A 26,342-nucleotide genomic window follows, 5' to 3' on the forward strand; every position below is an offset into this window, starting at 1 on the left:
AGTTACTTACCGTTATATGTAAATTTAATGAGAGAACCGGGATTCTCTAAAGTATGAGTGACTGAACCATCATCTTTTTGTACATTTCCCGCTGTATCAGTCAGCACATATAAGGTATTACCTTCTGGACTAGCGATGACATCACGATAACGGTTATTGCTTTTAAACATTGGGATAGCATCATCCAAAGTCGTGCTATATGTCGGGTCCAATTTAATACGGAAAATCACCCCACGTTTTAAAGATGGGACCAATAATGTATTTTCCCACCCTGGAATCGCTTTTTTGCCTCCCGTATATACATATGCCGATGACGGTGCAACCGTTGGCCAGCAAATATATGCCATCTCACCACAAGTAGGGTCATTATAGTTATAGGTATCTTGTACCGTATATAAAGTTTTCAAAGGTGGCACAAAGTTTTTACCAGTCCATTCAGACTCTTTAGTCACAGGAACACCTGTTGCTACTTTTATCCCGTTTTGAGCTAAATCTTTAATTTGTGATTTATTGGTTGCTGCCGAATAGTTTGCATAGGCATAACCACTGTCATCTTTATAACCAGCTACATTTGGCCAGCCATAGTTACCACCTTTTAATACAAGGTTAATTTCATCATCAGAATTTGGTCCTTGCTCAGATTGTAAAAGCTTTCCATTTGGGGCAAATGCTAAACCTTGTGGATTACGGTGCCCTAAAGTGTAGATATGACTCACTACGCCGTTAAAGCTTGGGTTGTCTTTAGGTATACTGCCGTCCAGATTTAAGCGTAATACTTTACCCATATATGTATGGTAGTCTTTACTATTGAGCTCTTGCTGAGTCGGAGTATGCTGTGCCTGATTCGATAAGAATAGATAAGCTAACTGATTACGACCTTGGTCACCAATCGTATAGTAGATTTTTTGGTCTGGACCAATAACGAGACGACCAGACTGATGATCTTTTGATGACGGTAAACCTGCAATCAAATCAATAGGCTTTTCAAATGTATCTGTAGTTTTATTATAGGTATATCTACGAATAATTGTCTGATTAGGTAACTCTTTATCTGTAGATTTTGGATTTTTAAAAGTGCCTGAAATATAGATATAAGGGTTATGTTTAAAGTCAGGATGAAAAGCAAAACCTAACAAACCATTTTGCCCATCAGCATCACTCACAATTTCAGGAACCTGAAATACTGTTTTCGCGCTACCAGATACAGGATTTACTCTTAAAATTTTGCCAGTTGCACGTTCGGTTAACCAAATTTGATTATCTGGCCCCCATAACAAAGCATGTGGTTTATTTAAATTGGACAGAATCACTTTTTTATCAAAATTTTCTGTTTTCGCTTTTGCGAACTGAGCAGGTGTCAGAGGTATATCTGCAAATGCCGTATGAAACGTAAATAGTTGTGCAGCACCTAAAAGAGTGATTTTTGCTAATAAATGTTTATTCATAGTTCCACCTTATAAAGTTTTCTAAAGAGTTACTTAAACCGCTGAAAACATTGGTTTGTATACGTTCTCTATATCTTTTGTATTATGATGATTAGCTCATTTATTAAAATCCAAATTTCTGCAAGGCTCTGTTGCATAAAAGTAGCTATTCAAAACAAGTGAATATCTTATAAGTTGCCTTATAAATCATTGATCTCATTTTTAAGATAAATAAATTGAAAGAAAGCTTTAACAAAGTAATTGAAAAGTAAAATTTAATACTCAAATAGACAATTCAATCTATAAAAATATACATACCACATAGTTAAAAGATCCAAGCTAAAGGTTAAGGATCCTTACAAATCGAATTTCGTTATGTGTGCAAATTTTAAACCCCTTAAGAAAGAGCATTCTTATCAATTAGACTTACTTGAACCCACCTTTGATTACAAATCAGATGTCTATCCAAGTGATGATTGCCCAATAATCTTATCTCATCAAAATGAATGGGAATGGCGAAAAGTTAAATTTGGAATGTTGCCACCATATGCGAAAGAAATTTCATTTAAATATGCAACTTATAATGCAAGAACTGAAACGGTTGATCACAAACGTTCATTTAAACATGCCTGGTCAAATGATCAATTTGGCCTAGTTCCTGTTGAAGCTATTTATGAACCGAAATATATCAATGGTAAAGCACATTGGTATGGCATCTTTCGTCAAGATGGGAAGCCATTTACGCTTGCAGCAATTTATGAAGAAACCATAATTGATGAGCAGAAAGTTAGAACAATGTCACTATTAACAATCAATGCAGATCGACATTCTTTTATGAAACAGTTTCATAAACCTGACGATGAAAAACGTTCAATTATTGTAATACCTGACCATCTTAGAAACGATTGGTTAAATTGCAAACACACTGACGCTCCTGACTTTTTCTTAGATATGCCATTAAATGAATTTACGTCTCTGCCTAAAGCAGAAATGAACAAATCATAAAATAGTTAGATGCCTAATAAGTGAAAGTAGCAAGCTTAAATAGCTCCCCCTAAAAACTTATGTTATCCTTCGCACCTCTTTAAAACTTCAAATTTTCATTATCCATGACACTTACGCCACCTTAAGTTTATTTACCCTTCTCCTTTGTAAATAACTCATCACTGTCTAGTGATGTGGTGTAGTCGCTTGTGTGTTGGTATATCACATCACTAGCCTTTCTAAAATTTAAAATTCTAGGCTATTTCCATGTTAACGAATCTTCGAGAACAATGGTTCTCTAATGTCCGTGCAGATATTCTTTCTGGGCTTGTTGTTGGTCTGGCTTTAATTCCAGAAGCGATTGCCTTTTCAATTATTGCAGGTGTAGATCCCCAAATCGGTTTATATGCGTCTTTTTGTATTGCGGTTATTATTTCTTTTGTAGGTGGCCGTCCTGCCATGATTTCGGCAGCAACCGGTGCTATGGCCTTAGTCATGACGACCCTAGTGAAAGAACATGGTCTTCAGTATTTATTCGCAGCTACTATTTTGACGGGTGTCATACAAATTATAGTAGGATATCTTAAGCTTGCTAAGCTCATGCGCTTTGTCTCTAAATCGGTTGTGATTGGTTTTGTAAATGCTCTCGCCATACTCATTTTTATGGCCCAGCTTCCAGAACTAGTCAATGTAAGTTGGTACGTCTATCTATTAGTCGCTATTGGTTTAGCAATTATTTATCTATTCCCTTATGTACCAAAGCTTGGAAAAATTTTTCCATCTCCCCTTATATGTATTGTTATAGTCACATTACTTGCTTTCTTTTTAGGCCTTGATGTGCGAACAGTTGGCGATATGGGAGCATTACCAAATACTCTACCTATTTTTTTAATTCCAGCTATTCCTCTTAATTTAGATACACTTCTTATCATTCTTCCTTATTCATTGGCGTTAGCTGCAGTTGGCTTACTTGAGTCGATGATGACAGCCACAATTGTTGATGAAATGACGGATAGCCCGAGTAATAAATTTAAGGAATGTAAAGGTCAAGGTATTGCCAATATTGCCTCGGGTTTTATGGGTGGGATGGCTGGATGTGCCATGATTGGGCAATCAATGATTAATGTTAAATCAGGTGGTCGCACACGCTTATCTACTTTATGCGCAGGCATATTCTTGCTGATTTTAGTAGTATTTTTAAGTGATTGGTTGAAAGTTATTCCTATGGCTGCGCTTGTTGCTGTCATGATTATGGTATCAATAAGTACTTTTGAGTGGCGTTCACTTACCCAATTTAAAACTAATCCTAAAAGTAGCAATACCGTTATGATTGCAACGGTTGTTGTAGTTGTAGCTACTCACAATCTAGCATTAGGCGTATTGACAGGTGTACTACTCTCCGCGCTTTTCTTAGCCAATAAACTTGAAAATGATATACAGGTAATAAGTTCATTAGAAGGCAACGCTCGTTTATATGATTTAAGAGGACAAATCTTTTTTAGTTCTTCAGATAGATTCATGCAAGGCTTTAACTTTAAAGAAGACGTAAAAGAAGTCATTATTGATCTGACTCATTCACATATATGGGATGTCACTTCGGTTGCAATGCTTGATTCAGCAGTAGAAAAGTTCCAAAAGAATGGCATACACGTTACTGTACGTGGTTTAAATGAAGCCAGTTCAATCATGATTGACAAGTATAGTACACATGCAAAAATTTAAAAAAAGGTCCTTCGGGACCTTTTCAATCATAGAGAATTATATTTTTATTAAGGAGATTTATATAACAAGCGGTTTGGGCTACCTGAAGGGTTTTTTACTACGTTACTGCTCGCTTGATTTAAAAGATTGGTAGAGATCGTTTGAGGTGAAGCCGTAGGTGTACTTTGAAGCATTTCAGCAACTACACCAGCAACATGCGGGGTTGCCATTGAAGTACCATTTAATATCTTGGTAGCTGTATTACTTCCAATCCAAGAAGAATTAATTTGGCTACCCGGTGCAAAAATATCAACACAGCTTCCATAATTAGAATAGCTTGCCCGAGTATCGGTATTATCTGTCGCAGCCACTGTAATGGCCTTACTTACTCTTGCTGGAGAAGATGTACATGCATCTGTATTTGAATTGCCAGCGGCTACGACCATGACATAACCATTATTATATAAATTTTCCACTGCACTATCTAAAGAAGAACTTGTTGCCCCACCTAAAGACATATTTACAACTGCAGGTTTTTTACCATTTTTCAATATCCAGTCTAAACCAGCAATAACATTACTTGAGGCCCCTGACCCATCACATCCCAAAATCCGGATTGGAACTAAATTGACATTTTTGGCAACACCATAGGTCGTACCACCTACTGTTCCAGCAACATGGGTCCCATGTCCATTACAGTCGGTTGTACCATTGCCATCAGATATTGCGGTATAACCGCTTAACACACGTCCTGAAAACTCTTGGTGGCTAGATAATATACCAGTATCCACGATATAAGCCGTAGTACCTGAACCGGTCTGTAAATAAGAATAAGTCGAATTTAATGGTAAAGCTTTCTGGTCTATACGATCTAGTCCCCAATCTGGATTACTTTGAGTAGTTGCATCAATATTTACTATTGTATCGCTTTCTACTGAAAGAACATGAGGGTTCTTTTTCATCGCTTCAATAAAGGCTACCCCTGCTGTATCAGGTAAATAAATTGCAAAGCCTTTAAGAACAGTATCGTAGCTTTGTAAAACTTTACCAGCATGTTGTTTAGCAATATTTTGTGCGAAATCTTTAGAAGGACCTGCATCCTTATTTAATATAACAATATATTGATTTTTAATAATTCCTTTTGCTTGGGAAGAATCATTTACAGGATTTGCAACATTTGAAGCGGCATACACAAAATGAGTAGCTGCTATTGAAAGACAAATAGCAGACACTTGGCGAATATTCATGACTATCTCCATATATTATATTTCAGGTATTTTTATGATAATTAATAACTTTTTTACTTCAGGATTAAAATTTTAGATGAGAACTTTGAGGAGTTTTATCTGCTTTTAAACCCCAACCATATTTTCATAATTTTTTAGGTTAAACAATATCAATCCACTTTTTTATAGAAAAATGTGACATCCATCTACTTATAATTTAAATATTTTATTTTTTTATAATTAAAATATCACTCTATTTGGGTTCAATAATATAAAAGAAAATAACCATTATGATAAGAACTATAGTAGCCATTGCTAAGTAAGTACCAACAGTATTAAAACTTCTCAGAAACTTCAAAATATCCATAACAATATGATAATTAACAGGTTATAGACAATTATTTCAAAATATAAAAGTTCATACAACTATAAAAAATTAACAATTTCTTTAACTGTGATTAATATGTACAATAAATGTATAAATATATATTTCCTATTTTTTATTAATTAAGCTTATTAGAAATAAATTATGCAAAACAAATTATTTGAATTTTTTTATCTAACTAAAATAAATCCCTTATATAAAACTTAGCCAGTTTAAAAATATTTTTTAAATAAACATTTTTAATAAAAAATACCCACATATCTTAAAAATATGTGGGTATTAAAAAACAAACAACTTTACAGACGCAGTATATGCATATATAAATATATACCTTTAAAGATATATTTACAATACTTCTTTAAGTTTTTCACTTGAATTGAACCGAATTTACTATTAACTGTCTTTTTAATGCGCGGATCTTTGTATCGTTAACGAATTGTACAAAAATAAAAAAGTCCGCATCTTGGGAAGCTACGGACTATAAACTCATCTAAGCAACAGCTAAACAGTTTGTCGATTAGAGAGAAAACACTATCTTTTTAATCTAATCGAGATATTAGTTTAGGTCAACTTAAAATAGTATACAGCAGCAAAAAACTCAAAGAAGTGTGACGCGCTCTACATTTTCTTATTGATTAAGCAAAAATCAATATATTTATTTAATTTTAATAAAAAAATATATCAATTTATATATTGTTTAACTTGGTTATTTATCATACTAATTGCTCTTGTACTGAAATATTTTATTAGCTGAACTTAATATTATAAATAAGATAGCTTTTCATGATTTTCCCACCACCTATTGTTTCTATAATATTTAAATCAACTTACCCTATGTTTACCAAGGCTAACTCAAACTTAATTTCTCACTTAAATATAAATTTAAAATAGTGCTCTAAAATAGAGTAATGGTTAATCTCAGGAATAATTTCAAAAGAAATCATATCGTCACCTTGACTAAGTCGATACTCAAAATAATTTTGACTTTGCCATTTTAATTCACTAAGTTCTAACCCACCACACAAAATCGTACAAGGAATATTGATCTGTTCCTGCTGATGAATAGGACCATATTTCAAAATATCCTCTTGCGATAAGTTTAAAGCGTGATTTAAATGAGTCTCTTGTATAGGTAATAAATCATAAATCCCACTTAATAAAGTTGCCTTGGATAATAACGGATGGTTTAAACATAAAGCACCAAGATGAGCACCTGCTGAATGGCCGACCACTACTACTTCGTCTGTTTTCCAATTTTGTTCAGCGATAAAATCAAGCGCTTGTTGAGTTTGAGCAACGATTTGTGAAATATGACTTTGAGGAGCCAAGTCATATTCTAAAAGTACACACTGTGCTCCTTTTGCTAATATGTACGGCGCTATAAAGGCAAAGTCCGATTTATCACACCACTGCCAATATCCCCCATGTATAAAAATTACGGTTTTATTGGCATGTTCTAAAGGAAAAAAATCCAGCGTTGATCGGTTCTTCGAACCATACTTTATATCTTTTATATGATGATAGGCCCGATAACTCAGCAAGCTTCTGTATTGGAAGCCTGCTAGTATTTCACCTTCATTCTCTACCGTTGTAGCATTGTCATACCTTCTCATATACCCATCACTTCAATGTTTCTTCACTAGAGTTGAGATTTAACTTTACGGTAGAACGTTTCAAATAATAGAAAAATATAAGAACCAGAACTAAAGGTACGCCAAATTGTAAAGTAGACTTAAATTCACTGGTAAACCAGGTAGTCACTGTAATGCTTAAAATCGCAATAAACCCAAACAAAGAGATAAATCGACTAGCAGGAATTTTAAATTTTAGTTGTATATTTTGCTGAACCATATGTCTTCTAAAAAACATATGAGTCACAAATATACTTCCCCACGTGAACAACGCACCAAACATGGATAGCGCAATCATAATTGGAAATGCGGAAGCTGGATTAATCGTATAAACAATACTAGCAATACCAATCCCTACCGCAGATAACAACAGCGCATTTACCGGTACACCATTACTACTAATTCGACCAAAGACTTTTGGAGCATCACCTGCACGTGACAAGCTAAACAGCATACGAGTTGAAATATAAAGCATGCTATTCATGGCTGATAAGGCAGCTACAATTACAATAAAGTTTAAAATGCTATCCGCATACTGGATACCGACAATCTTCATGACCATAACAAAAGGGCTTGTTGCATCTGCTCCAATCAAAACAGTCCACGGCACCAAAGTAACGATTAGGAATAAGGACAATAAATAAAACAAAATGAGTCGAAGTGCTGTGCTTTTGAATGCTTTTTTAACTGCCTTTTCTGGGTCTTTAGCTTCGCCAGCCGCGACAGCAATCATTTCTATACTTAAATAACTAAATATTGAAATAATGACACCAATCCATACCCCACTAAAACCATTTGGAAAAAAGCCCCCATGTCCTGATAAATGAGTTACAACTTGCGTCATTCCCTGATTGCTTTGCGTCAAGATACCAATAGACAAAAGAATAAACACGATAATGGCAAAAACTTTAATTGTGGAAAACCAGTATTCCACTAGTCCAAAAGCTTTAACACTATAGGCATTTACAACAAGTAAGGTCAGTGAAAAAAATCCAATCCAGACCCAAGAGCCTACATTCGGGAACCAGAGCTTCATATAATCAGCAACGGCGGTAATCTCTGTACCTACCGCCAGTACAATACAAGCCCAATAACAGTAGCGAACTAAGAAGCCGGCAAGTGGACTTATATAATGTTCTGCATATGCACCAAATGAACCTGAAGTAGGATGCTGAACTGTCATTTCAGCCAAACAAGCCATAAGTGCAAAAGCAATTAAACCACCAATCGCATAGCTGACTATGACTGCGGGACCTGCAAAACTAATTGCAAATTTACTTCCCATAAACAATCCGGTTCCAATTGCTCCACCAATCGCAATCATCCCCATCTGTTTTGCAGATAACTTTTTATGCAGCCCAGCTTCTCTATTTTGTATTTCATCAAAACTACTCATAGGCCCTCCTAGCCATTTGTTTTATTTTGATTCCTTAAAATCAGGTCACTTCACCGCGAACTAAATACTGTTTGTTTTTCCATTCACTATTCAGCATGGTTTCTTTTAAGTGCTGTACTGCATTCCAAATATCTTCAAAGCCCAGATACAAAGGTGTAATACCAAATCTCAAGACTGCAGGTTCCCGATAATCACCAATCACACCACGTGCGATAAGCGCCTGAATAATTTCATAACCGAATTCATGACGATAACTAACATGACTACCACGATACTTATGACCTAAAGGCGTAATTAACTCAAATCCGAATTCAGAACATTCTTGCTGTACCAATTGAATGAATAAATCAGTTAATTTCAACGATTTCTCACGGATTTTTTGCATATCGGCATGCAGGAAAATATCCACTCCGCATTCAATCAGACTCATAGAAATAACCGGCTGAGTTCCACATAAATATCGGCGGATACTATTCGCTGGCTCATAATGCTGTGCCATATCAAATGGTTTTTTATGACTCCACCAACCAGATAAAGGCTGCCAGAACTGATCACGGTGCTTTTCATTGACCCAGAGCAATGCAGGAGAACCAGGACCACCATTTAAATATTTATAGGTACAACCAATCGCAAAATCACTATCAGTTTGATTAAGGTGCATAGGAACCGCACCAACTGAGTGACATAAATCCCAAATCACCAAAGCATCTTTAGAGTGAATTTGTTCATTAATAGATGCCATATCATAAAAATAACCAGTGCGGTAATTCACATGGGAAAGTACCACTACAGCAACATCTTTCTCTAAAGCACGAGATAAGTCTTCTACGCCATCAATTAATTCAACCTGATAGCCCTTTTGAATTAAGTCAATGAAACCTTCAATAATGTAAATATCTGTTGGAAAAGCATCTTTTTCTGCCACAATAATTTTGTGTTCAGGGAATTTATCAGCCTGAATTTTTACCGCTGCAGATAAAACTTTAAATAAGTTCAGTGTAGTTGAATCTGAAATAACAACTTCACCTTGTTCCGCACCAATCAGTTTAGCGACTTTGTCACCCAGCCGTGTTGGTAACCCCCACCAGTCTGCCTTATTCCAGCTATTGATCAGATCTTCTCCCCATTCTTGGGAAATAATATGCTGAGCGACAGCCAAAGATTTCTTTGGTCTAGCACCTAAAGAGTTACCATCTAAATAAATGACGCCTTCTGGCAATGCAAATTCATCTTTAAATTTTTTGAGTTCATCTTCCTGATCCCAATACAAACACTGTTCACGAGTAATCATTTGGTATTGCTCCTATTTCTACATTTCCTTTGTATTTGAATTTTATCACGTCAATTTGTACGATTTATTCGATAATATTTGATCAAAAATAGCTATTTTCGTATAAAATTCTAATTAAAATTAAAAAATATGGATGAAATTCGAAAATGAATGTAGATGCAATCGATCTAAAAATTTTGAAGTATTTACAAGACAATGCCCGTTTAAGCAACCAAGAACTTGCTGATCTTGTTAATCTTTCAGCATCTGCTTGTCACAGACGCGTCAAAATTTTAGAAACCAATGGAATCATTGAAAAATATCAAGCAAAAGTTAATTATGAAAAATTAGGTATAAAAATTGAGGCGATAGTTGAAATAAAACTTGCTCAACTCACCGAAAATGACCACAACTTTTTTTTAAGCCAAATCAAGAATTTTGATGAAGTCATCAATGCCTATATCATTACAGGTGAATCTAATTATGTACTGCACGTTGCCACTAAAGATCTAAACTCTTTTTCTCATTTTGTTATTAATACACTCAATAAAATTAAAGGTGTGGTAAGCATTAACTCAAAAATTATCTTACAGAAAATTATACAAAAGCCGCTGTAGAATATTTAGCTAAAATTAAAAAACTCTCGTTAAAGAATTTTTACTATGATCGAAACTGAACGTTTAATCTTAAGAAAATGGAAAGAGTCTGATTCAGAGCCATTTATCAAAATGGGTTTAGACGAAGATGTTATGCGTTTTTTCCCAAAGCTTTTATCTGCTACTGAAAGTATAAGTTTAATTCAAAGAATATCAGCTCTTATTGATGAAAATGGCTGGGGATTTTGGGCGGTAGAATTAAAAGAAACTCAAGAATTTATAGGCTTTATTGGCTTACAAAATCAACCAGAACAATTTGATTTTTCTCCCTGCATTGAAATTGGATGGAGAATTGCTACAGAACACTGGAAAAAAGGTTATGCCACTGAAGGAGCAAAAGCAGCATTGGACTATGCCTTTAATATTCTCAATAAAGATAAAGTGGTTTCTTTCACAGCAACAGTGAATAAGCCATCTCAAGCCGTGATGGAAAGACTAGGAATGCGCAAAGTTAAATACTTTAATCATCCCAAGCTTCCAGATGAACATGCCTTACAAAAGCATGTTCTTTATGAAATATATCATCCTAAGCTTGAGTTATAATTCAGTTAAATACTGATATAAATAAAATATTTCAATGAGTTAAAATGGTTACTACTCATCAAAATCATAACCTACAGAGGTGGAGTGCTCCCAATACTCATTAATCTTATTCGCTATATCTTCTTTGTCCATGGTAGTTAAAACGTAGAAAAGTTTTGCCTCTTTATTTTTTCTCAAAATTAATAAATTGTAATAGTCATATTCAGGGCCATTTAGCCCTAATGATGGCTGTTCTTCACAATGCTTCTCAGCCTTGTAATGCCATTCAAGTTTATAAGTATCAATGCCATTGGCAGCATTGATAACAATGCCATCATTGGCTCCTCCAATAAATCCAATTTTCATCGCCTACTCTAAATTGTTATTCAAATGATTTTTAATATAACTTTAAATAAGTAGAGTTCAATTTATAAAATGTTTGCCAATACGTATCCTATGTAAATCAAAATAACGAGATGATTATTTCATTGTCCGTAAATACTCATAAGCTTCTTTTTCGTTGCTCTCAAGATGAACTTTTGCATCCGTTTCATCATTTAATGTTTCGTTTATTATTTTGCTCCCTTCATAAGAAATTTGATGACCAATTTGGAAATCTGCTCCTAATGCATCAATCACAATAAACTGCCCAGCCGTGTTTGAAGCAATAAAAAAACTGTTGTTACGATAACCATATCTAATTGTATATAATCCCACTTTTATTCCAACTTTTAATAATATTTAAATAATGATAATTTCATATAAAGTATAGAAACGCAAAAAAGTATCAAAAAACTAATTTACAACTCATACAACTACCTATTTTTAAAAATTTTATCAGTCATTTTTTTATCTACTCTACTTCTATGCCCATTTTCAAAAAATTTATTCACATGGCACAATTTAGTAGTGGTATCACAAAATACACCATTAGAAAAAGTAAAAGCAGATGTATCAAAGTCACCTTGTGAAAAAGCTTGTTTTGCTTTTTTTGCACCTAAATATTGATTAGTTAAGGATTTGGAAACGCCCTTTTTATCTGCACAAATATATTTATCACAGACTACACCTCTTTTAGGTGAAAAAACTGCAGCTGTATTTTGTGCCAATGTATTTGCACTAAACGCAAAACAAATAGAACCGATAAAAACAACAAAGAAATTAGAATTTTTCATTTTTTAATTCACTCATTATCATTAATTATGGAAATAATATATCAAAAGTAAAATATCTTTAGAACTTTAAAATGATGAGATAACAACAAATCAATCTGTTTTTGAGGCTTTAATGTTTATAATCTTAAGCTAATTTCTTCCATGTATATTTAAAGCTGGAGCGTTCGCAACATGAATAAGGTAGTGCTGTTTGACATGGATGGAACTTTACTAGATTTAGCTTTTGATGACTTTATCTGGAACGAATGCTTACCTAAAAGACATTCTGAAACACATCATCTATCTTTAACTGAGAGTCAAGAAATATTAAACCAGTTTTATCGCAGCCATAAACATACGCTTGCTTGGTACTCATCAAACTTCTGGACACAAACAACTGGCGTGGATGTTTTAAAGCTCCAGCAAGAATTTGAGCATAAAATTAAAGCGAGACCAGGATGCATGGAGCTGCTCAGCGCTTTAAAAGCACAAGATTATCAATGTTGGCTAGTCACCAATGCTGACTGTGCAAGCCTAAAATTAAAGCTTGATAACGTTCCTATCCAAGATTTTTTTGAAGTCATCGTATCTAGCGAACAAATTGGTTACGCAAAAGAAGACATCCAATTCTGGAAAGAGTTGCAACGCTTGCATCATTTTGCGCCAGAAAGCACTATTTTTTTAGATGACACTCTTCCTGTTTTAAAAACTGCAGAAAAATTTGGTATAAGACACTTGTTTACTATCTTACAGCCCTCAAGTCTTAAGAGTATAAGACAGCCACAAGATTTAGAGTATAAAGCTCTAGGTCAGCTTACAGAGCTACTGTCTATTTTGAATCAAATTGATAGAAAGGATAATGATGTCAAAATTGCGTGAAGACGATGCTGTAGAAACCATGCGTGTCGACAAATGGTTGTGGGCAGCACGTTTTTTTAAAACCCGTTCTATTGCTAAAGCTGCAATTGAAGGGGGTAAAGTACATCACAATAATGAACGTGTAAAAGTTTCTAAAGAAATTCGTGTCGGTATGGAGCTCGTTGTTCAACAAGGTTTCGATAAAAAAACAGTTGTTGTTAAAGCGCTCTCCAATACCCGAGGACCGGCCCCTGTTGCACAACAACTTTATGAAGAAACAGAAGTAAGTATTGCAAGACGGGAGTTGATTGCTTCCCAACGAAAATTGCATAATCTAGCACGACCTGACCATAGACCAAGCAAGAAAGATCGGCGACAAATCAATCGGTTTAAACAGGATAATGATCAACATTATGAAGATCACTGGTCTTATAATGATGAATAAAAACGTCGAGTTGTGTCGCACTCACATATACAATATATAGAAGCTAGAGAAAAAATCTGTCACTATTAGCCCTGTGAAACAAGTTGAGATTCAATGCATCCACTTGGGTTAAACGTGATGAACATAGAGTATTGAGGTTTTTGAGATGGATGAGAATAAAAGCAAAGCATTACAAGCCGCTTTGAGCCAAATTGAGAAGCAATTTGGTAAAAATACGGTTATGCGTCTTGGTGATAACACTGTTCAAGCAGTTGAAGCCGTATCTACAGGTTCTTTAACTTTAGACATCGCATTGGGGATTGGTGGTTTACCAAAAGGCCGTATTATCGAGATTTATGGTCCTGAATCTTCTGGTAAAACCACAATGACATTGCAAGCAATTGCTCAATGTCAAAAATCTGGTGGTACATGTGCCTTCATTGATGCTGAGCACGCCCTAGACCCTCAATATGCACGCAAACTTGGTGTAGATATTGATAACCTACTTGTTTCACAACCCGACAATGGTGAGCAAGCACTTGAAATTGCTGACATGCTTGTCCGTTCAGGCGCAATTGATTTAATCGTTGTGGACTCGGTGGCTGCACTTACACCTAAAGCAGAAATCGAAGGTGAGATGGGTGACTCTCATATGGGTCTACAAGCGCGTCTTATGAGCCAGGCACTTCGTAAAATTACGGGTAATGCTAAACGTTCAAACTGTATGGTTATCTTCATTAACCAGATTCGTATGAAAATTGGTGTTATGTTTGGTAGCCCAGAAACTACCACTGGTGGTAACGCTCTTAAATTCTACGCTTCAGTTCGTTTAGATATTCGTCGTATCGGTCAAGTAAAAGAAGGCGATGAAATTGTTGGTTCAGAAACTAAAGTTAAAGTCGTTAAGAACAAAATGGCTCCTCCGTTTAAAGAAGCTATTTTCCAAATTCTATACGGTAAAGGTACTAACCAACTAGGTGAACTTGTAGATTTAGCTGTACAACAGGATATCGTACAAAAAGCTGGTGCATGGTATTCATATCAAGGCAATAAAATTGGCCAAGGTAAAAACAATGTAATTCGCTATTTTGAAGAAAATACTCAAATAGCTGAAGAAATTGAACGTAATATCCGTGAACAATTGCTGACTACAGGCACAAATGGTGCAGTTCAAATTGAAGATGAAGAAGAGCCAGATCTTTTATTAGAATCGTAATTATACATGAGTCATAAAACGCCCTTCGGGGCGTTTTTTACAAGGAATTTTATATGTTCAAAAGAAACGATGAGCAATCTCAGCAGCGCCCTCCTCTTACTGGCCAACGTTTACGCTCATATGCTTTTGCTTTACTCACTCGCCGAGATTACTCTAAAGCAGAGCTTATCGAGAAATTAGCTCGTTATGCACAAAATATAGAAGAAGTAAAACAACTGGTTGAGGAGTTATCTGAACAAAATTACCAGAGTGATCAACGTGTTGCTGAGCAAATGCTAGCAAGCCAAATTCGTAAAGGTAAAGGGCCGAAACGAATTCAACAAGCTTTAAAAACTAAACAAATTGAAAATGATTTAATTGCAGATGAAATTCAAGAAATTGATTGGGTAGAACAGGCTTATCAACTTAAAGTTAAAAAATTTGGAGAAGCTGTAGAGAAAGATCCAAAACTTAAAGCAAAACAGATCAGATTCTTACAATATAGAGGATTTGATTTAGATGTAATTTTAAAAGCAATCCAAAGAAAATTGGATTAAAAGAATGGTGGCAACCCCACTAGCAAAACTTCGGCACATCATAGATCTGCTACCGTTGCTACCTTCCGGTCCTGGCGGGGTTCACAGAGTACAATTGCGAAGCCACCAGCGGGGCTACCATTGCAAAACAAAGTATAGAGATTTTTAAAAGAGTTGCAACCCTTCTCTGCCTTTTTCGGCAAGTTTCTGTTTCGATTGATTAATTCCTCAGCAAAAATAGCTTTAAACCCCAAAAATGTAATTTCTTGAGCTTATGCTCTTTTCTTATTTTGCATAAAATATGCTTGAAGATTGTAAACTATCCTTGCATTTAAACTGTTAACTGCTTTAATTGCATTGATCAATGAAAAACCTTAGATATTTAGAGAATTGTTTTTTATATTCCTGTGTCAAGGTGGCTTTTATATAAAATTATGGATTTATACACATGCAAATGAAGAAGCATTCTTTATTATTTATTGCCTTAATGAGCACCACTTCTCTATACGCAAATATCCCTATCGAGTCTCGTGGTTTAAGTCAAAATGATGGTAGTGCATCTAATACTTCTTCAAGCAATATTTCAGTTCCTACAAATTTAAACTGGGAACTCATGCAAAAAAACCAACAATTAGAAAATGATATTCGTACATTAAGAGGTCAGCTTGAAGAACAAGCTAATGATATTGAGCAATTAAAGAAAGATCTAGCAAACCGATATACCGATTTAGATCAACGTTTAGAATTATTACACCAAAAAGTTGACCCTGACAGTGCTACACAAGACGATAGTTCAAATACAACGTCCGATAACACTACTCCTGCTAGTGCACCAGCCCCTCAAACCACAGAGAGTAATAAAGTAGCTGCAGTACCAGCCACACAAACTTCTGAGCAGCAGCCTAGCGCACTAACAACCACTACTCAACCAGCACCAGCTGCTGCGCAAAACCAGTCAAATTCCCTCGAATTAGAAAAAGCTGCTTATACTGTAGCTTTAGATGCATATAAACAAGGTGGTGCTAAAAAAGCAATTGCTCCAATGCAAAACTTTATAAAAAACCATCCTAATAGTATCTATACAGGTAATGCTTATTTTTGGTTAGCCGAGTTTCATTTAGCCACAGATCCAGTAAATTATAATGAAGCAAAGAAAAACTATAATGTCGTAGCGAACCAATACCCAAATTCAAGTAAAGCACCTCGAGCATTGTACCAACTTTATAGTATCGCTAAAGATGTTGATAAGAATACTGTGTCAGCAAATCAATACAAGAATAAGTTACTTAGCCAATATTCAAAGTCTGAAGAAGCAAAATTCTTTAACAAATAATTTAGACATAAAAAAAAGACACTGTTAAAACAGTGTCTTTTTTTATGTCTTCTTGATTAGCGCACAATTCCACGCTCTGATTGTTCAAGAGAATCAATCAAGAGTTGAGCTTCTGGAACTGAAGGTAAAATTTCACTTTTAATTTGGTCAATAGCTTGAACAGAAGTTAATCCAGATTTAAATATCAATTTATAAGCTTCTCTTAAGCCTTGAATTGTATTTTTAGACCAACCTTTTCTTCGCATACCTTCAATATTTATACCAAACGCATGTGCAGGGTTACCAGACGCCATCACATAGGCTGGAACATCTTTAAGGATCAAAGAAGCCCCACCAATCATGCTATAAGAATCGATCTTACAGAATTGATGAATTCCAGAATTACCACCTACAATAACGTGATCACCAATATGTACATGTCCAGCGACACCTACATTATTAGCAAAGATATTATGGTCACCTACGATACAATCATGTGCAATATGTGTATTTACCATTAATAGGTTATGACTACCTATCTTGGTTAATGCATTATCTTGCACCGTACCTCTATGTAAGCTGCAATGTTCGCGAATTAGATTATTGTTACCAATTTCAAGCCACGTTTCTTCACCTTTATATTTGAGGTCTTGGCAAACTTCGCCAACACTTGCAAATTGAAAGATTTCGTTATTTTGGCCAATTCTGGTAAAACCACCTACAACCACATGAGAATGTAATTTAGTACCAGCACCAATAGTCACTTGGGGACCAATAATACAATAAGGTCCTATTTGAACATCTGAAGCAATCACTGCAGATGGATCAATAATGGCGGTAGAATGGATTAAATCGTGATTGCTCATGCCTGCTCTGTTTTTTGGTGTGAAATCATAATCTCAGCGGTTGCTGCTACAATGCCGTCAACGCTAGCTGTACAATTGTATTTGTAGATACCGCGCTTCTGCATTACCAACTCAGATTTTAATACAAGTTGATCACCTGCAACTACTTGTTTTTTAAATCTAACTCTTTCTGCACCAGCAAACAGGAATAATGAACCTGGTTTTGGCGTTTCATTGTTCATAATAAAACCAAGAACGCCTGAAACTTGAGCTAATGCTTCAACAATGAGAACACCAGGCATAATTGGATATTCTGGGAAATGCCCTTGTAGGAACTCTTCATTGATAGAAACATTTTTATAACCAACAATACTATTGTCAGTAACTTCAGTCACACGATCAACCAATAAGAATGGGTAACGATGCGGCAAATATTGACGAATCGTTTGAATCTGCATTGGTAATTCAGGGATGGCAAATTTAGGTGTAGTAGACTCGGTCATAATATTCTATTTACGCAAATTAAAAGTTGATTCAAGAGACTCTATTTGAGCTTGTATATGATCAAGTCGTTTAGTGATTTGGGTCAATGGCACATCTGCTAATTGTCGCAAGCGTACAATCGTCTTTTTCCAATGATTATTTTCAAATAATCCGGTTCCCGAAGAGTAAGTTCCAGCTTCAGAAATATTTTTTGTGACCATTGACATTCCAGTCAAAGTCACATTATCAGCAATTGAAAGGTGTCCTGCCACTCCACACGCCCCAGCTAGAATACAGTTTTTGCCAATTTTTGTACTTCCGGCAATACCGCACTTCGCTGCAATAGCAGTATTTGAACCAATATGGACGTTATGTGCAATTTGCACAAGGTTATCAATAATAACCCCATCTTCCAAAATTGTATTATCAAGTGCGCCTCTATCAATACTACAATTTGATCCAATTCGGACATCATTTCCAATTAAAACTGAACCTAATTGAGCAATACGATGCCACTTTCCTTGATATGGAGCAAAACCAAAACCTTCTCCACCAATGACAGTACTTGAATGAATACGGACGCGATCTCGTAATTTAGAACCACCTGTAATAGTGACATGAGAATCAATAAAACAGTCTTTTCCAACTTCTACATTATCATCAAGTTTGGTATGTGACTGAATGACGGTATTATCGCCAACTACACAATTCTCACCAATAACCACATAGTGACCAATATAAGCAGTTTCGGAAATAACAGCAGATGGATGAATTTGGGCAGTGCTTTCTATGCCTGTTGAGCTAATCTTTTTATCAAATACATGGGTAAGGATTGCAAACGCAAGATAGGGATTATCAACAATAATAAAATTATCTTTTTCAGGAAGATGTTCTTTTAAAGCTGCGGTAACAATGTAAGCGCCCGCACGACTTACTTTAGCTTGATCAAGATGTTTCTCACCATTCACAAAAGTAAGATGGTTAACCTCTGCATTTTCCAAACTCGCCAAGTTTGAAAATTGAAGACTACCTTCACCAATTAGCTCACCTTTAACAAGGTGAGCTAATTCATCTAAACGATATTGTTGCACTTTCATTAATTTATTTCATTGAATTAACCTTTTGTATCATTTTATCAGTTAAATCATACTTAGCGTCATAGGCAACAGTCGAATTTTTATTCAAAATAAAGTCAAGATTATTTTCTTTTCGTAATTGCTCAGCAGCTTGCTTAACTCTAGTCTCAAAAGTTGTATTCATACTTTGTAAACTCGTTTGAACTCTTGACTGTAAGCCTTGCTGTGTTGAATTAAACTCATTTAATTTCGATTGATACTGAGATTGTAATTTTTTAATCTCATCTTCTTTCATTTTTTGGCCTTGAGTCTGCGCTTGACGTTGAAGTCCTTCTAACTCTTTACCTAATTGCTCAAGCTTAGTTGTAGTTGGTTTCACAGACTGGTTTAAGCTTGCATTTTGCTGTTTCAAATAAGTACTACTTTCAACAACTTTAGCAAGATCAATTACCCCATAACCAGCTGCATTAGCTGCTACTGAAGCTACTGTCAGGCCTAACCCTAACATTAATTTATTTAATTTATTCATGTAAATCTCTTTCCTTATTTCGTTATGCAAAAAGATCGTACTTAGAAAGTACGACCAATTTCAAACTGAATTTCTTTAGTTTCATCACCCGGTTTATCATTTAACGGGAATGCATAGCTAAGTGACAATGGACCAATCATGGTAATCCAGGTTACACCAACACCCACACTATAACGTAAGTTACCTAAATCAAATCCATAATTATCTTCACAATATTTTCTAACATCCGTAATGGTCTGGCCATTAATCTTCATACCTTTGTTGCCATAAACAGAGTTATCAATATTACATTTAGTATCAAAAACCTGACCGCCTTCGGCAAAAAGAACAGGACGTACTTGTCGAGTCCAGTCACCTTTAAATGGCATTGGTAAAACCAACTCTGTACCAAATTGGACCAGAGCATTGCCACCTACTTCTTCAGGAGAACTATCATTTTGCTTAGTTTCTTGTAGATTTACACTTGGATATTTAGGTCCTAGGGTACTGTTGTCATAGCCTCGAACAGAACCGTAACCGCCTGCATAGAAGTTTTTATAGAATGGCAAATCATTACCATAACCTAACTTACCATAACCACGAAGTACAAAGCCGGTACTGCCGATAGGGAAAAATGCTTGAGTATCATAAGTTACTTTTTGATAATCAACATCGCTACCTGGTAAACCAATTTCAAGACCTACACGATGAGACATACCTGACGTTGGGAAAATTGGTCTGTTTAAAGTGTTATAAGACCAACCCAAGTTCAAGTTATAAGTAAAGAATTCCCCTTCAAAAGCATTATCATATGTTTCTTCGGGGACCTTACATTCCCCCTTCTCGGTATCATATTGAGAATCACCATTTGCATCTGTTGGGCAATATGTACCTTTACTAGTTGCCTTACCACCATTTGCCAATAAGTAATCACGTACATATGTAGAAACATAAGGACCTGTGGTTACTTTAGTGTTATCAACGCCCACCGAAGCACTTAAACTTTGATTTTCGTCAATTGGGTAACCAAAACTTAAACTACCACCGAAACTATCCGTTACATAGTTGTTAACGTTATAGTCATCATTTAGCTTCGTTTTACGATAATAGACGTTATAACCGCGGCTTACTCCATCAATGGTAAAGTAAGGGTCAGTAACACTTAAGTTATAATAGTCTTGAGTTTCAGAACGAGATAAGTCAATTGCAACTCGGTTACCTGTACCCATAAAGTTAGTTTGACTAAGTCCTGCTTGGAACGTAATACCACCACTTTGCGAATAACCGACCGCTAATGTAGTAGTACCTGAATGTTGTTCTTCAACATTTACGTTTAAGTCAACTTGGTCTGGAGAGTTTGGAATACGAGCAGGTTTAATATCAACGGTTTTAAAGAAACCTGTACGCTCTAAACGAACTTTAGATAAGTCAATTTTTTCATTGCTCGCTAATGCACCTTCCATCTGACGCATTTCACGACGTAATACTTCATCAGAAGTTTTGCTATTACCAGTAAAATTAATACGACGTACGGTAACTTGTTGACCTGGATTCACATAATAATTTAAGTCAACAACGCCAGTTTCATTATTAATCTGCGGCACAATATTTACATCTGCAAAGTAATAACCTGCATTACCATACTTACGTAAAAGTAATTGCTTAACTGCATTTACTTTTTCTTGTGAATAGGTATCACCATCTTTATAAATTTTTAATGCTTGTAATTCTTCAGGCTTATAAAGTGCATCACCTAAGAATTTAGTTTGACCAAATTTAAATTGGCTACCTTCATCAACAGCAACCTCAATAAAGATATGCTTTTTATCTTCACTAATATTGAGTTGGGAATTATTAATATTAAAATTAATATAGCCTTTGTTAAGGTACATGGCACGTAAAGCTTCAAGGCTTGCAGCCATTTTTTCACGTGCATAACGGTCATTACGTGTGACTACAGAAGCCCAACCACTTTCTTTAACTGCAAATGCTTGTTTAATTTCACTGTCTTTAAAAACAGTATTACCAATTACATTAATATCAAAGACTTTTGCCGGCGTTCCTTCATTAAAATTAATTTTTAATTCAACGCGGTTATTTGGACGAGCAACTGTATCAACTGTAACATCAGCATCGTAACGGCCTTGTTGAGTATATTGTTGCTCTAATTCTGTCTCAATGGTTTGCAAAGCAGATTTCTTAAAAACCTCACCCTCAGCAATACCCATTTTTTTAAGGCCTTGTTCTAAAGCCTCTTTGGGAATAAGTTTATTACCCTTAAATTCAAGCTTTGAAATAATTGGGCGCTCAATAACATTAAAAACCAAAGTATCATTTTCTTTTGATGCTTTAATATCATCAAAAAGTCCAGTGGCATACAATGTTCGAATTGCTTCGGCGATCATCGGTTCATTAACGCGATCGCCACTGTTGATTGGCAACATGGTATAAACATTTGCAGGGGTAAGACGGACCAACCCGTTTACACGAATATCTCTAACAACGAAATCATCAGCTGCATATGCTTGTTGTACCGCTGCCATAGCGCTAACAAGTGCCAAAGGCATTAAAAAATGTGTGTGCCGCATGCCAGTTTTTTCCAGTAAGTTATAAATCCATATACGTTTACAAACGCATAAAGTCATTAAATAAAGCTAAAAGCATCATACTACCGAGCAGTACCATACCAATTTTTAGACCAAACATTTGTATTTGTTCAGAAACAGGCTTCCCACGAATAGCTTCAATAATGTAATACACTAGATGACCACCATCTAACATTGGAATTGGTAATAAGTTTAAAATTCCAAGACTTACACTCATTAAAGCCATAAAAGAGATAAAGGTTTCCCAACCCATTTCTGCACTTTGGCCAGCTACTTTTGCAATGGTAATTGGCCCAGAAAGATTTTCTAATCCAATTAGTCCCTTAACCATTTTTACTATTGAATTCAAAATCATGCTAGAGATTTGGCCAGTTTTATCAAGTGCCATTTCAAAAGCTTGTATTGGAGTATATTGAATTGTTTGCTTATATTCGTCAGGAATTGTAATTTTTCCAGCATCACTTTTTACACCAAGTACTCCATTTACCTGCCCCATGCTATCACGCTTACCTTGTGGCATAACTTGTAAATGTACTAGTTGTTCATGACGTAAGACATCAATCTTAAGTAACTTTTCTGGGGAACGCTGGACAACTTCTACCACGTCGAACCAATCTTTCATAGGCTGGCCATCAATCGCAACAATACGATCGCCCACTTTCATCCCTTGACGAATCGCCGCACCATCTTCCGTTAACTCTGTTACAACAGCAGGAATCACAGGTCGATAAGGTAAGAAACCTAATACGTCCAGTGCAGATTCATTTTGATTTTTTAAAAAATCTTTAATTGGTAATACAAAATTTTTTTCGGAACCAGCACGGTCCACATCAATATTTACAGTACCTGTTTCCCCAACTCGATCAATCAAAGCAAAGTTTAGCTTTTCCCATGTTGTTGTCTCTTTCCCATCAACAGCAATAATTTTGTCACCTACATGTAACTGGGCTGCTGCAGCTGGAGAGTTTGGAATAATTTTGCCAATTTTAGTATTTAATTGTTCTTGGGCTGGTAAAAACAAAATCCAAAAGAGGAGTACGGCAAAAATCAAGTTAATTAATGGTCCAGCAGCAACAATCGCTATACGTTTCCACGGTTTTTGCCGGTTAAAAGCATATGGTAGATCTTGTTCTGCCACATTACCTTCTCGCTCGTCCAACATTTTGACATAGCCGCCTAAAGGTAAGGCAGAAAGCTGATATTTAATACCAGACTTCTTAGACGTCCATTTCAGTAAAATTGGTCCAAACCCAATTGAGTAAACTAAAACTTTAACACCAAGTTTTCGCGCAACCCAGTAATGGCCAAACTCATGGATTGCAATTAGAGGCCCAAGTAAAAGAGCTGCCGCTGCAATCATAAACAGTGCATTCATTTCAGCCTCCAATACTTGATATATATTGCTGAGCTACAGATCGGGCCACTTTATCTTTATCTAAAATGCACTCGATGCTTTCAGCCGCTGCATTCTCTAATTTTTCCAAAGTATGCTCTACCACTTGCGGAATACTTGTAAATCCAATCCTTTCCATTAAGAATGCTTCAACTGCAATTTCATTAGCTGCATTCAAAATGGTTGGTGCCAAACCTCCCGCACGCATTGCTTGTCTAGCCAAATTTAATGCAAGAAATTTTTGGGTATCCGGTGCCTGAAAATTAAGTTGAGAATACTCAAATAAATCTAAAGCAGGAACATTAGTTTGTAAACGCTCAGGCCATGCCAATGCATGTGCAATCGGAGTACACATATCCGGGTTACCCATTTGTGCTAATGTTGAACCATCAACATACTGCACCATAGAGTGAATGATACTTTGTGGATGAACAACAACTGTAACAAAATGTTCAGATATTGAAAATAAATGACAAGCCTCTATTAACTCTAACCCTTTATTCATAAGAGTAGCTGAGTCAACCGAAATTTTTTGTCCCATTGACCAGTTTGGATGTTTACATGCTTGTTGCGGCGTTACATGAGTCAATTGTTCTAAGGAGTGATTTAAAAAGGGACCACCAGATGCTGTAAGCAATATTTTAGATACACCTAGCTGTGGTTGCCCTGTTCTATCTGCTTGTAAATAATTATGAGGTAATGATTGGAAAATTGCATTATGTTCAGAATCAACTGGCAATAACAATGCCTGATGATCACGAGCAGCTTGCATCATGATTTCACCAGACATAACTAATGCTTCTTTATTGGCAAGTAGTACTCGTTTACCTGCCTTAACAGCCGCTAAAGTTGGCAACAGCCCAGCTGCCCCTACAATTGCAGCCATAACAATATCCACATCTGTATGAGATGCGATATCGACTAAACCCTCTTGCCCAGCTAAAACATCAATATCCGATATATTTTGCTGAGCAAATAGTGTTTTTAGTTCAGCTATTTTCTGTTCAGGAACAACAACAACTTTAGGTCGAAACTGTTTGCAGATTTCAACAAGTTCAGAAATTCGACTATGCGCCGAAACTGCAAAGACTGAATACTTATCTGGATGTTGACCTAAAATTTTTAAGGTACTTCGTCCAATAGAACCGGTTACACCCAATATGCAAACAGATTGTGTCATCTATAAATCTACACCAATAAGCTTTAATATATACATTCCCGTTGCAAAAATCGGGGCTGCTGCGAGTAAAGAATCAATACGGTCCAATACACCACCATGACCTGGCAAAACACGGCCAGAGTCTTTAATACCAGCACGGCGTTTGATCATTGATTCAAATAAATCACCTAATACTGAACCGAACACTGTAATTAAAGACAAAATCAAGAATAGAAGTTGTTGAACCCAAGTTAGGTTTAAATATTGATATTGCACCACAAGCATTACAATAATTGTAGTGAGAATACCGCCATATAAACCTTCTACTGATTTATTAGGACTTACTGTAGGCGCCAATTTTCTTTTACCGAATTTACGGCCTACAAAGTAAGCTCCACTATCTGCACCCCACACAAGCAAGAACAAATACATCAACCACCATGGTGAGCTTTGCCATACTACAAAGATTGCAGTCACTGCTGCACAGATAAGAATCAAACCAATGACATACAGGGTCGCGTTATACCACCCATCGAATTCAGGAAAAGACTTGACCCAATAAACACTAACGAGCCAAGTTAAAATTGAAGCAGACCATAACAGTAAAGCAATGTCATGAAAGAATAAGGCAACGCCAGAAACAAAAGCAACAAGTAGACCATAACCCCAAGCTTTAGGTTTTACTACTGCACCAACTTCCCGAGGCATTAACTTATACCATTCATACCCCGCAACTCCTGCTGCTACAATCATAAGTACCAACATTGGATAATGTGATTGCGTAGCAAACATACAGCCCAAAACAACTGCAACAAGTACCAATGCGGTAACAATCCGCTCTAACATTATAATTTCTCGATTTTCTCTTGCTGAATTTGTTCAGATGTTTTACCGAAACGACGTTCACGCCCTGAAAAGACATTCAATGCATGGTCGAATTCTTCCACTGTAAATTCCGGCCACAAAGTATCCGTAAAATATAGCTCCGCATAAGCCGCTTGCCATAACAAGAAGTTAGATATACGGAAATCTCCACCTGTACGGATCAACAAGTCCACAGCTGGCAGATCGTTTAGACTGACATATTTTTCGAACAAATCAACATTTATTTGATCAGCGTCAATTTCGCCACGGGAAACTGCTTGAGCAACCTGCTTAGCTGCATTTGCAATATCCCACATACCACCATAGCTTACTGCAATAGTTAATGTCATGGCGTCATGATGTGCTGTTTGTTGCTCTGCATCTTCCATTAAGGCAACTAAATGTGAAGGTAATCGGGAACGATCCCCTATAAAGCGCAAAGCAATATTGAATTTCTTCATGCGAGGTATTTGCTCATGAATCGTTTCTTCAAGAAGCTTCATAAGCAGATCGACTTCATATTGTGGTCGATTCCAATTTTCACTCGAAAATGCAAAAACAGTTAAAGCACGAACGCCAGTTTTAACACAATGTTCAACAATAGGGTCAAGAACATTTTTACCCTCTCTGTGCCCATCGCCTTTTTGCATTTGATTTTTCTTTGCAAAGCGATTGTTGCCATCCATGATGATGGCAACATGCTGAGGAAGATGATACTCTTCTGAATCGGTCAT

27 protein-coding genes and 1 other RNA gene are annotated in these 26,342 nt (G+C 36.0%); 9 read left to right on the top strand and 19 right to left on the bottom strand.

The features are described 5' to 3' along the window. Positions 1-2: 2 nt before the first annotated feature. Complete coding sequence (locus tag GO593_RS17605) at positions 3-1,445, bottom strand: glucose/sorbosone family PQQ-dependent dehydrogenase (RefSeq protein ID WP_001032867.1); 1,443 nt, start codon at positions 1,443-1,445, stop codon at positions 3-5. A gap of 354 nt (positions 1,446-1,799) precedes the next feature. Between GO593_RS17605 and GO593_RS17610 the strand changes: the two genes are divergently transcribed. Both GO593_RS17610 and GO593_RS17615 read left to right on the top strand, forming a co-directional pair. After that, positions 1,800-2,429 carry an SOS response-associated peptidase family protein gene (locus GO593_RS17610; protein WP_000332533.1) on the top strand — a complete coding sequence of 210 codons (630 nt, stop codon included), beginning with the start codon at positions 1,800-1,802 and terminating at the stop codon, positions 2,427-2,429. A 246-nt stretch (positions 2,430-2,675) separates the two neighbouring features. Continuing rightward, complete coding sequence (locus GO593_RS17615) at positions 2,676-4,130, top strand: SulP family inorganic anion transporter (protein ID WP_000957164.1); 1,455 nt, start codon at positions 2,676-2,678, stop codon at positions 4,128-4,130. A 47-nt stretch (positions 4,131-4,177) separates the two neighbouring features. On the opposite strand, the gene GO593_RS17620 is transcribed toward GO593_RS17615, so the two are convergent. The 5 genes from GO593_RS17620 to kynU all read right to left on the bottom strand — a co-directional run bounded on the left by GO593_RS17620 (position 4,178) and on the right by kynU (position 10,038). Further along, complete coding sequence (locus GO593_RS17620; protein ID WP_001026389.1) at positions 4,178-5,356, bottom strand: S8 family peptidase; 1,179 nt, start codon at positions 5,354-5,356, stop codon at positions 4,178-4,180. Positions 5,357-5,588: 232 nt separating this feature from the next. Further along, on the bottom strand, positions 5,589-5,702 hold the full coding sequence (locus GO593_RS19290) for a hypothetical protein (RefSeq protein WP_085916944.1): 114 nt from the start codon (positions 5,700-5,702) through the stop codon (positions 5,589-5,591). 884 nt (positions 5,703-6,586) lie between these two features. Next, positions 6,587-7,333, bottom strand: coding sequence for an alpha/beta hydrolase (locus GO593_RS17625; protein ID WP_001983712.1), 747 nt, complete (start codon positions 7,331-7,333; stop codon positions 6,587-6,589). Between the two features lie 7 nt (positions 7,334-7,340). Further along, on the bottom strand, positions 7,341-8,747 hold the full coding sequence (locus tag GO593_RS17630; RefSeq protein WP_000093790.1) for an amino acid permease: 1,407 nt from the start codon (positions 8,745-8,747) through the stop codon (positions 7,341-7,343). Between the two features lie 40 nt (positions 8,748-8,787). Next, entirely contained in the window at positions 8,788-10,038 is a 1,251-nt protein-coding gene (gene kynU, locus GO593_RS17635; protein ID WP_000632791.1) for a kynureninase, read from the bottom strand. A gap of 146 nt (positions 10,039-10,184) precedes the next feature. Between kynU and gigD the strand changes: the two genes are divergently transcribed. Continuing rightward, positions 10,185-10,634, top strand: a complete 450-nt coding sequence (gene gigD, locus GO593_RS17640; RefSeq protein WP_001099948.1) for an Lrp/AsnC family transcriptional regulator GigD — start codon at positions 10,185-10,187, stop codon at positions 10,632-10,634. Between the two features lie 45 nt (positions 10,635-10,679). Beyond that, positions 10,680-11,216 (top strand): GNAT family N-acetyltransferase, encoded by a 537-nt coding sequence (locus tag GO593_RS17645; RefSeq protein WP_000573220.1) that lies wholly within the window; start codon positions 10,680-10,682, stop codon positions 11,214-11,216. Positions 11,217-11,267: 51 nt separating this feature from the next. On the opposite strand, the gene GO593_RS17650 is transcribed toward GO593_RS17645, so the two are convergent. The 3 genes from GO593_RS17650 to GO593_RS17660 all read right to left on the bottom strand — a co-directional run bounded on the left by GO593_RS17650 (position 11,268) and on the right by GO593_RS17660 (position 12,370). Next, positions 11,268-11,561, bottom strand: coding sequence for a hypothetical protein (locus tag GO593_RS17650; protein WP_000689661.1), 294 nt, complete (start codon positions 11,559-11,561; stop codon positions 11,268-11,270). 114 nt (positions 11,562-11,675) lie between these two features. Then, a complete protein-coding gene (locus tag GO593_RS17655) occupies positions 11,676-11,912 on the bottom strand; it encodes a hypothetical protein (RefSeq protein ID WP_000525041.1) in 237 nt (78 codons plus the stop codon). 98 nt (positions 11,913-12,010) lie between these two features. Next, complete coding sequence (locus GO593_RS17660; RefSeq protein ID WP_000798357.1) at positions 12,011-12,370, bottom strand: YcgJ family protein; 360 nt, start codon at positions 12,368-12,370, stop codon at positions 12,011-12,013. Between the two features lie 171 nt (positions 12,371-12,541). Here GO593_RS17660 and GO593_RS17665 point away from each other — a divergent pair, with 171 nt between their 5' ends. From GO593_RS17665 to GO593_RS17680, 4 genes are all read left to right on the top strand, one after another. Beyond that, positions 12,542-13,228 (top strand): HAD-IA family hydrolase, encoded by a 687-nt coding sequence (locus GO593_RS17665; RefSeq protein WP_001045476.1) that lies wholly within the window; start codon positions 12,542-12,544, stop codon positions 13,226-13,228. Then, entirely contained in the window at positions 13,212-13,652 is a 441-nt protein-coding gene (locus tag GO593_RS17670) for an RNA-binding S4 domain-containing protein (RefSeq protein ID WP_000040959.1), read from the top strand. The genes GO593_RS17665 and GO593_RS17670 overlap by 17 nt, the downstream gene beginning before the upstream one ends. Before the next feature lie 145 nt (positions 13,653-13,797). Then, complete coding sequence (gene recA / locus GO593_RS17675) at positions 13,798-14,847, top strand: recombinase RecA (RefSeq protein WP_000344169.1); 1,050 nt, start codon at positions 13,798-13,800, stop codon at positions 14,845-14,847. A gap of 53 nt (positions 14,848-14,900) precedes the next feature. Further along, positions 14,901-15,383, top strand: coding sequence for a regulatory protein RecX (locus GO593_RS17680; protein ID WP_000476756.1), 483 nt, complete (start codon positions 14,901-14,903; stop codon positions 15,381-15,383). Between the two features lie 14 nt (positions 15,384-15,397). Here GO593_RS17680 and ffs read toward each other — a convergent pair. Further along, positions 15,398-15,494: signal recognition particle sRNA small type (gene ffs / locus GO593_RS17685), an RNA gene on the bottom strand. 316 nt (positions 15,495-15,810) lie between these two features. Between ffs and GO593_RS17690 the strand changes: the two genes are divergently transcribed. Continuing rightward, positions 15,811-16,695 carry a YbgF trimerization domain-containing protein gene (locus tag GO593_RS17690; RefSeq protein ID WP_001178075.1) on the top strand — a complete coding sequence of 295 codons (885 nt, stop codon included), beginning with the start codon at positions 15,811-15,813 and terminating at the stop codon, positions 16,693-16,695. Between the two features lie 56 nt (positions 16,696-16,751). Here GO593_RS17690 and lpxA read toward each other — a convergent pair whose 3' ends face one another. Genes lpxA through uppS form a run of 9 tightly spaced genes read right to left on the bottom strand, consistent with a single transcriptional unit; the run spans position 16,752 to position 26,342 of the window. Beyond that, positions 16,752-17,540, bottom strand: coding sequence for an acyl-ACP--UDP-N-acetylglucosamine O-acyltransferase (gene lpxA, locus GO593_RS17695; RefSeq protein ID WP_000064875.1), 789 nt, complete (start codon positions 17,538-17,540; stop codon positions 16,752-16,754). Continuing rightward, positions 17,537-18,022: a 3-hydroxyacyl-ACP dehydratase FabZ gene (fabZ, locus tag GO593_RS17700; RefSeq protein ID WP_000140523.1), complete on the bottom strand. Its 486-nt coding sequence runs from the start codon at positions 18,020-18,022 to the stop codon at positions 17,537-17,539. The genes lpxA and fabZ overlap by 4 nt, the downstream gene beginning before the upstream one ends. Positions 18,023-18,028: 6 nt before the next feature. Further along, the gene (gene lpxD, locus GO593_RS17705) at positions 18,029-19,099 is read right to left on the bottom strand and encodes a UDP-3-O-(3-hydroxymyristoyl)glucosamine N-acyltransferase (RefSeq protein WP_000868103.1); all 1,071 of its coding nucleotides are present in this window, start codon (positions 19,097-19,099) and stop codon (positions 18,029-18,031) included. Between the two features lie 4 nt (positions 19,100-19,103). Then, positions 19,104-19,607: an OmpH/Skp family outer membrane protein gene (locus GO593_RS17710; protein ID WP_001037943.1), complete on the bottom strand. Its 504-nt coding sequence runs from the start codon at positions 19,605-19,607 to the stop codon at positions 19,104-19,106. A 41-nt stretch (positions 19,608-19,648) separates the two neighbouring features. Beyond that, a complete protein-coding gene (gene bamA / locus GO593_RS17715) occupies positions 19,649-22,174 on the bottom strand; it encodes an outer membrane protein assembly factor BamA (RefSeq protein WP_001983709.1) in 2,526 nt (841 codons plus the stop codon). Positions 22,175-22,211: 37 nt separating this feature from the next. Continuing rightward, complete coding sequence (gene rseP / locus GO593_RS17720; protein ID WP_000992580.1) at positions 22,212-23,567, bottom strand: RIP metalloprotease RseP; 1,356 nt, start codon at positions 23,565-23,567, stop codon at positions 22,212-22,214. Position 23,568: 1 nt separating this feature from the next. Next, positions 23,569-24,765 carry a 1-deoxy-D-xylulose-5-phosphate reductoisomerase gene (gene ispC, locus GO593_RS17725; RefSeq protein ID WP_000194640.1) on the bottom strand — a complete coding sequence of 399 codons (1,197 nt, stop codon included), beginning with the start codon at positions 24,763-24,765 and terminating at the stop codon, positions 23,569-23,571. Then, positions 24,766-25,590, bottom strand: coding sequence for a phosphatidate cytidylyltransferase (locus GO593_RS17730; protein ID WP_000893489.1), 825 nt, complete (start codon positions 25,588-25,590; stop codon positions 24,766-24,768). It abuts the gene before it with no gap. Further along, positions 25,590-26,342, bottom strand: coding sequence for a polyprenyl diphosphate synthase (gene uppS, locus GO593_RS17735; RefSeq protein ID WP_000132219.1), 753 nt, complete (start codon positions 26,340-26,342; stop codon positions 25,590-25,592). Before uppS ends, GO593_RS17730 begins: the two co-directional genes overlap by 1 nt.

The organism is Acinetobacter baumannii (assembly GCF_009759685.1).
Lineage (GTDB): Bacteria > Pseudomonadota > Gammaproteobacteria > Pseudomonadales > Moraxellaceae > Acinetobacter > Acinetobacter baumannii.